Consider the following 7,175-nt stretch of genomic DNA (forward strand, 5'->3'; position numbering starts at 1 on the left):
GCGCTGCTCCTGGCCGCGCTGGGGCTCGCGCTCCGGGCGCTCGGCCCGGTCCTGGCGCTCGGCCCGGTCCTGGCGCTCGGCCCGGTCCTGGCGGTCCGCGCGGTCCTGACGCTCGATCCGCTCCTGGCGGCCGGTGGGCTGGTCCCGCTCCTGGCGGGCCGGCGGGGCCTCGTCGCGGGTGGTCTCGGGGGCCTCGGCGCGGCGCGCGCGGCGCGGCGCCTCCTCGGCCGCCGGGCCGCTCTCGCCGTTCTGGCGGGCCCGGATGGCGGCCACGAGGTCGCCCTTGCGCATCTTGGCGGTGCCGCTGATGCCCATGCTCGAGGCGAGGCCCTGCAGCTCGGCGAGCCGCATGGCGGAGAGGGCGCCGGAGCGGCGCTGACCGCCGGCCGGTGCCGATGCCTCGAGGGTGGTGGTGTCTGTCACGAAGGATCCTTCCCCTCGCTCGTGGACCGGCGATGGTGCCGGTCGGGTGGGAGAGACCACGCCCGGGCGTGCGGTCGCGACGGACCGCGTGCTCTGCCCGAGGGGGCGTGGGAGGCGACTCGCTGCAGGCATCGGGCCACGGGCCCGGCATCGGCGGCGATCGCGGTCCCACCGTACCACCGCACCGTGGACGCCCACGCCGGGCCGCGCCGAATCGGCCGTTCAGCCCTCCGCGACCACCCGGACGTCGGCCCCGTGCTCCGGGATGCCGGGCGCGAGCACCCGCCAGCCGTCCGGCGCGAACGCCCGGACCCGTGCGACCCGCTCCCGGTGGGCGAGGACGAGGACGGACGGGCCGGCGCCGGAGATCGCGGCCGCGTGCCCAGCGCCGCGCAGGGCGTCGACGAGCGCCATCGAGGCGGCGTAGGAGGGGCGTCGAGCCTCCTGGTGCAACCAGTCGCGGGTGGCCTCGACGAGGTGCTCGGGAGCGTGCCCGAGCGCGTGGACGAGCAGCGCCGCGCGCGCCGAGTTCGCCGCGGCGTCGGCGAGCCGCACCTGCTGCGGCAGCACGGAGCGGGCCCGGGCGGTGGAGAGCTGGGTCTCGGGGGCCAGGACGACGGGCTCGACGTCCGGGTGCACCGGCAGCCGGACGGTGGTCGTCCCGGCGTCGTCGCTCCACGACAAAGTCACCCCGCCGTAGACGCTGGCCGACGCGTTGTCCGGGTGGCCCTCGAGGCGGGCCGCGAGGGAGTTCGCGGCGTCGAGGTCGACGTGCGCGCCCCGGCCGGCCGAGGTCGCGGCGAGCCCGAGGGCGGCGACGATGCCGGTGACGATGGCGGTCGCCGACGAGCCCATCCCGCGTCCGTGCGGGACCGCGTTGACGCACTCCAGGCGCAGCCCGGCCGGCGGCTCGACCCTGGCCTCGGCCCACGCCGTGCGCATCGCCCGGTGCACGAGGTGGGTCTCGTCGAGCGGCACCGCCCCGGCACCCTCCCCCTCGACGTGCACGACGAGCCCGGGGTCGGCGGTGACCGTGGCCCGGCAGCGGTCCCAGACCCCGAGGGCGCAGCCGACCGAGTCGAATCCCGGCCCGAGGTTGGCGCTGCTCGCGGGCACCGCCACCTCGACGGCCACCCCCGGGCGCAGCACCGCGCTCACCTCACCCCTCGAGCCCGAGGGCGGCCGCGACCGAGTACGCGTCGACCGGCACGCGCACCGGCTCGACGTCGGCGCCGTCGGCGGTGCGCAGGGCCCACTGCGGGTCCTTGAGGCCGTGGCCCGTCACGGTGCAGACGATCGTGGCCTCCTGCGGCACCCGGCCGGCACGGTGCATCTTGACGAGGCCGGCGATGCTCGCGGCCGACCCGGGCTCGACGAACACGCCCTCGGTCGACGAGAGCAGCCGGTGCGCCTCGAGGATCTCGTCGTCGGTCACCGAGTCGATGAGGCCGCCCGACTCGTCGCGGGCCGCCTCGGCCTGCCTCCACGACGCGGGGTTGCCGATGCGGATGGCGGTGGCGATCGTCTCGGGCTCGTCGACCGGGTGGCCGAGGACGAGGGGCGCGGCGCCGGCGGCCTGGAACCCCCACATCCGCGGCCGGCGCGTGGCGACGGGGGGCAGCACCGAACCGTCGGGGCCCGGTGTCTCCGACGCGTACTCGGTGTAGCCCTTCCAGTAGGCCGTGATGTTGCCGGCGTTGCCGACCGGCAGCACGTGGATGTCCGGGGCGTCGCCGAGGGCGTCGACGACCTCGAAGGCCGCCGTCTTCTGCCCCTCGATGCGGGCCGGGTTGACCGAGTTGACGAGCTCGACCGGGTAGGACTCGGCGAGCTTGCGCGCGACGGTGAGGCAGTCGTCGAAGTTGCCCTCGACCTGGATGAGGGTGGCGCCGTGGGCGATCGCCTGCGACAGCTTGCCCATGGCGATCTTCCCGTCCGGCACGAGGACGGCACAGGTCATCCCTGCCTTGACCGCGTAGGCGGCGGCACTGGCGCTCGTGTTGCCGGTGCTCGCGCAGATGACGGCCTTCGCACCGTGCAGCTTCGCGACCGAGATGGCGGCGGTCATCCCGCGGTCCTTGAACGACGCGGTCGGGTTGAGGCCCTCGTACTTGACGAGCACGTTCGCGCCGGTCATCGCCGAGAGGTTCTCGCACGGGATGAGCGGCGTGCCGCCCTCGAGCAGGGTGACGACCGGTGCGCCGGCGAGGCTCGGCAGGCGCTCGGCGTACTCACGGATGACGCCGCGCCACTGGTGGGCCACGTCAGGCTCCTTCCACGCGCATGACGGAGGCGACGTCGTCGACGGCCTCGAGCGACGCGAGGCGGTCGACGGTGGCGGCGAGCGCGGCGTCGCTGGCCCGATGGGTGACGACGATGAGCCGGGCGCGGCCGCCGTCGTCGGCGGCGACCTGCTGGCGGACGGTCTCGATCGAGACGTCGTGCTCGGCGAAGACGGCGGCGACCTGCGCGAGCACACCCGGGCGGTCGGCGACGTCGAGGCTGATGTGGTAGCGAGTGACCGCGCGCCCCATGTCGACGACGGGCAGGTCGGCGTAGGCCGACTCCCCCGGGCCGCGCCCGCCGGACACGCGCTGCCGCGCCACCGCGACGACGTCGCCGAGCACGGCCGAGGCGGTGGGGTCCCCACCGGCGCCCCGGCCGTAGAACATCAGCTCGCCGGCGGCCTCGGCCTCGACGAACACGGCGTTGAAGGCCTCGCGGACACTGGCCAGCGGGTGCGTGCGCGGGACCATCGCCGGGTGCACCCGGACGCTCACCGCGTCGGCCCCGTCGGCGGTGACCCGCTCACAGATCGCGAGGAGCTTGACGACGCAGTCGTTCTCGCGGGCCGCGCGGATGTCGGCGGCGGTCACCTCGGTGATGCCCTCGCGGTGCACGTCGGCGGCCGAGACGCGGGTGTGGAAGGCGAGGCTGGCGAGGATGGCCGCCTTCGCCGCGGCGTCGAACCCCTCGACGTCGGCGGTCGGGTCGGCCTCGGCGTACCCGAGGGCCTGCGCCTCCTCGACGGTCTCGGCGAAGCCCGCCCCGGAGACGTCCATCTTGTCGAGGACGAAGTTCGTCGTGCCGTTGACGATGCCCATGACCTTGCGGACGTGGTCGCCGGCCAGCGACTCCCGGACCGGCCGCAGGATGGGGATGGCCCCGGCGACGGCGGCCTCGTAGTAGAGGTCGACGCCGTGCTGCGCAGCCGCCTCGAAGAGCGTCGGGCCGTCCTCGGCGACGAGCGCCTTGTTCGCCGACACGACCGCGGCACCGTGCTCCATCGCCCGGAGGATGAGCCCGCGGGCCGGGTCGATGCCGCCGATCACCTCGATGACGACGTCGGCCCGGGTGACCAGCTCCTCGGCGTCGGCGGTGAAGAGCGACGGGTCGACCGGGACGTCGGGGCGCGGCCGCTGCGGACGGCGCACGGCGATGCCGACGAGCTCGAGCGGGGCGCCGACGCGGGCGGCGAGGTCGTCGGCCTGGTCCAGCAGCATCCGTGCCACGGACGAGCCCACGACGCCGCACCCGAGCAGGGCGACGCGCAGGGGGGCGCCGGGTTCGTGGGCCATCGGGGATCGGTCTCCTCGGGTCGGGCTCAGGCGTCCGCCACGTCGAGGGCGAGCAGGTCGTCGATCGTCTCACGACGGACGATGACGCGGCTCTCGCCCTCGCGCACGGCGACGACCGGTGGCCGGGGGGTGTGGTTGTACTGGCTGGAGAGGCTGCGGCAGTAGGCCCCGGTCCCGGGGACGGCGACGAGGTCGCCGGGCCGGGTGTCGGCCGGCAGGTACTCGTCGAGGACGACGATGTCGCCGCTCTCGCAGTGTCGCCCGACGACCCGGGCCAGGGCCGGCGCGGCGGTGGAGCGGCGGTTGGCCAGGGTGCAGGAGTAGTCGGCCTCGTAGAGCGCGGGGCGGGCGTTGTCGCTCATCCCGCCGTCGACCGCCACGTAGGTGCGGGTGTGCCCGCCGCCGAGCTCGACCTGCTTGACCGTCCCGACCTCGTAGAGCGTGAAGGTGCTCGGGCCGACGATCGCCCGGCCCGGCTCGACCGAGACCCGCGGGACCCGCGTGTTGTCGCCGTCGCCGAGGGCCTTGAACTCGCGCTCGACGATGTCGGCCATCGCGTCGGCGAGGACGTCCGGTGGCAGGGGCGTGTGCTGCGACGTGTAGGCGATGCCGTAGCCGCCCCCGAGGTCGACCTCGGGCATCGAGACGCCGTGCTCGGCCTCGACCTGCGCGTGCAGCCCGACGAGCCGGTGCACCGCCGCCTCGAAACCGCCGGTGTCGAAGATCTGGCTGCCGATGTGGCTGTGCAGGCCGCGCAGGTCGACGGCCTCGGGGTGGGCCAGGAGACGGCTGACGGCCTCCATCGCCTGCCCACCGGCGAGGCTGAAGCCGAACTTCTGGTCCTCGTGCCCGGTGGCGATGAACTCGTGCGTGTGCGCCTCGACCCCGACGGTGACCCGCACCATGACCGGGGCCCGGACGCCGAGCTCGCCGGCGAGGGCGACGACGCGGTCGATCTCGTCGAAGGAGTCGACGACGACCCGGCCCACCCCGTACTCGAGGGCGTCGCGCAGCTCCGCGACGGTCTTGTTGTTGCCGTGGAACGCGATCCGCGCGGCGGGGAAGCCGGCGCGGCGGGCCACGGCGAGCTCGCCCCCGGTGCACACGTCGAGGTGCAGGCCCTCCTCCTCGACCCACCGGGCGACGGCGGTGCAGAGGAACGCCTTGCCGGCGTAGTAGACGTCGGCCCCGCCGAACCGCTCGAACGCCGAGCCGAAGCCGTCGCGGAACGCCCGTGCGCGGGAACGGAAGTCGCCCTCGTCGAGGACGTACGCCGCCGTACCGTGGCGTTCGGCGAGCGTGACGACGTCGAGGCCGGCGACGGTGAGCCGCCCCGCGTCGTCCCGGCCGATGGACTCCGGCCACAGCTGCGGCAGGAGCTCCATGACGTCGCTCGGGTAGGGCAGGTAGAGAGGAGGCCCGCCGTAGCCCTCGGCGTGGAGGGCGCCGGCCTCGTGGGCGCGCACCGGCCGGCTCCTACATCCGCTCGGGCGCCGAGACGCCGAGCAGGTCGAGGCCGTTCGCGAGCACCCGGCGGGTGGCGTCGTTGAGCCACAACCGGGTCCGGTGGAGGTCGGTGACCTCCTGCTCCGTGCTCGTCGGACGCACCCGGCAGGTGTCGTACCACTTGTGGAAGCGGGCGGCGAGCTCCTCGAGGTAGCGCGCGACCCGGTGCGGCTCGCGCAGGTGGGCGGCCTGGGCCACGACCCGCGGGAAGTCGCCGAGCACCGCGAGCAGGGCCGCCTCGGTGGGGTCGGTGAGGAGGGAGGCGTCGAAGCCGTCGGCGCGGTCGACGCCGTCCTCGGCGGCCAGCCGGGCCACGTTCGCCGTGCGGGCGTGCGCGTACTGCACGTAGAAGACCGGGTTGTCGTTCGTCTGCTTGCGCAGCTCCTCGCCGTCGAGGCTCAGCGGGCTGTCCGCCGGGTAGCGCGCGAGCGAGTACCGGATGGCGTCGGTGCCGATCCAGGAGATGAGGTCGCGCAGCTCGATGATGTTGCCGGCCCGCTTGGACAGCTTGGCGCCGTTGAGGTCGACGAGCTGGCCGATGCGGACCTCGATGTTGTGCTCGGGGTCGTCGCCGGCGCAGGCCGCGATCGCCTTGAGCCGGTTGATGTACCCGTGGTGGTCGGCACCGAGCAGGTAGACCTTCTCGTCGAACCCGCGGTCCTTCTTGCTCAGGTAGTACGCGGCGTCGGCGGCGAAGTAGGTGGGCTCGCCGTTGGCGCGGATGAGGACGCGGTCGCGGTCGTCGGTGAAGTCGGTCGTGCGCAGCCACACCGCCCCGTCCCGGTCGAAGACGTGGCCCTGCTCGCGCAGCCGGGCCACCGCCTGCTCGACGGCGCCGGCGTCGTGCAGCTCCTTCTCGGAGAACCAGACGTCGAAGTGCACGCCGAAGTCGGTGAGGGTGTCCTTGATGTCCGCCAGCTGGGCCGCGTACGCGAGCTGCCGGGCGACGGCCAGGGCCTCGGTGTCGGGCAGCTCGACGAGGTCGGGGCGGGCCGCGAGGGCCGTCGCCGCGAGGTCGTCGACGTACTCGCCGGGGTAACCGCCCTCGGGGGTCGGCTCGCCCTTGGCCCGGGCGAGGACGGACGCCGCGAACTTGTCCATCTGCGCGCCGGCGTCGTTGATGTAGTACTCGCTCGTGACCTGCGCGCCGGAGGCCTCCAGCAGCCGGGCCATCGCGTCGCCGAGCGCGGCCCACCGCGTGTGGCCCAGGTGCAGCGGCCCGGTGGGGTTGGCGGAGATGAACTCGAGGTTGATGACGTGCCCGGCCTCGGACTCGTTGCGGCCGTAGGCCTCTCCCGCCTCGACGATGCTGCGGGCCAGCTCGCCGGCGGAGGCGGCGTCGAGGGTGATGTTGAGGAAGCCCGGGCCGGCGACGTCGACGGCCTTGACGCCCGCGAGGTCGGCCACCCGGCCGGCGAGCGTGGTGGCGAGGTCGCGCGGGTTCATCCCGGCGCCCTTGGCGAGCTGGAGGGCGACGTTGGTCGACCAGTCCCCGTGGTCGCGGTTCCGCGGACGCTCCACCCGGACCTCGTCGGGCACGGTGACGGCGAGGTCACCGGAGTCGACGGCGGACTGGAGGGCGCCGCGGATGGCGGCCGAGAGCTCTTCGGGGGTCACCCGGGCAAGTCTACGGACGCCCGCGACCGGCCCGTCCGGCCGCCGCGAGCC

General features: G+C 74.7%; 6 protein-coding genes. All 6 read right to left on the reverse strand.

All coding sequences use genetic code 11. The annotated features are described in order from the left end of the window. Positions 1 to 351: Rho termination factor N-terminal domain-containing protein (locus PKA89_RS19970; RefSeq protein ID WP_324422580.1), on the reverse strand; the 351-nt coding region annotated here is incomplete at its 3' end. A gap of 294 nt (positions 352 to 645) precedes the next feature. Then, positions 646 to 1,581 carry a homoserine kinase gene (gene thrB, locus PKA89_RS19975; protein ID WP_324422570.1) on the reverse strand — a complete coding sequence of 312 codons (936 nt, stop codon included), beginning with the start codon at positions 1,579 to 1,581 and terminating at the stop codon, positions 646 to 648. A 1-nt stretch (position 1,582) separates the two neighbouring features. Beyond that, the gene (gene thrC, locus PKA89_RS19980) at positions 1,583 to 2,686 is read right to left on the reverse strand and encodes a threonine synthase (RefSeq protein WP_324422572.1); all 1,104 of its coding nucleotides are present in this window, start codon (positions 2,684 to 2,686) and stop codon (positions 1,583 to 1,585) included. A gap of 1 nt (position 2,687) precedes the next feature. Continuing rightward, positions 2,688 to 4,001: a homoserine dehydrogenase gene (locus PKA89_RS19985; protein WP_324422574.1), complete on the reverse strand. Its 1,314-nt coding sequence runs from the start codon at positions 3,999 to 4,001 to the stop codon at positions 2,688 to 2,690. Between the two features lie 26 nt (positions 4,002 to 4,027). Next, positions 4,028 to 5,467, reverse strand: a complete 1,440-nt coding sequence (gene lysA / locus PKA89_RS19990) for a diaminopimelate decarboxylase (protein WP_324422576.1) — start codon at positions 5,465 to 5,467, stop codon at positions 4,028 to 4,030. A gap of 10 nt (positions 5,468 to 5,477) precedes the next feature. After that, entirely contained in the window at positions 5,478 to 7,124 is a 1,647-nt protein-coding gene (gene argS / locus PKA89_RS19995) for an arginine--tRNA ligase (protein ID WP_324422578.1), read from the reverse strand. Positions 7,125 to 7,175 lie beyond the last annotated feature (51 nt).

This window comes from Phycicoccus sp. (assembly GCF_035325325.1).
In the GTDB taxonomy this organism is placed as follows: domain Bacteria; phylum Actinomycetota; class Actinomycetes; order Actinomycetales; family Dermatophilaceae; genus Phycicoccus.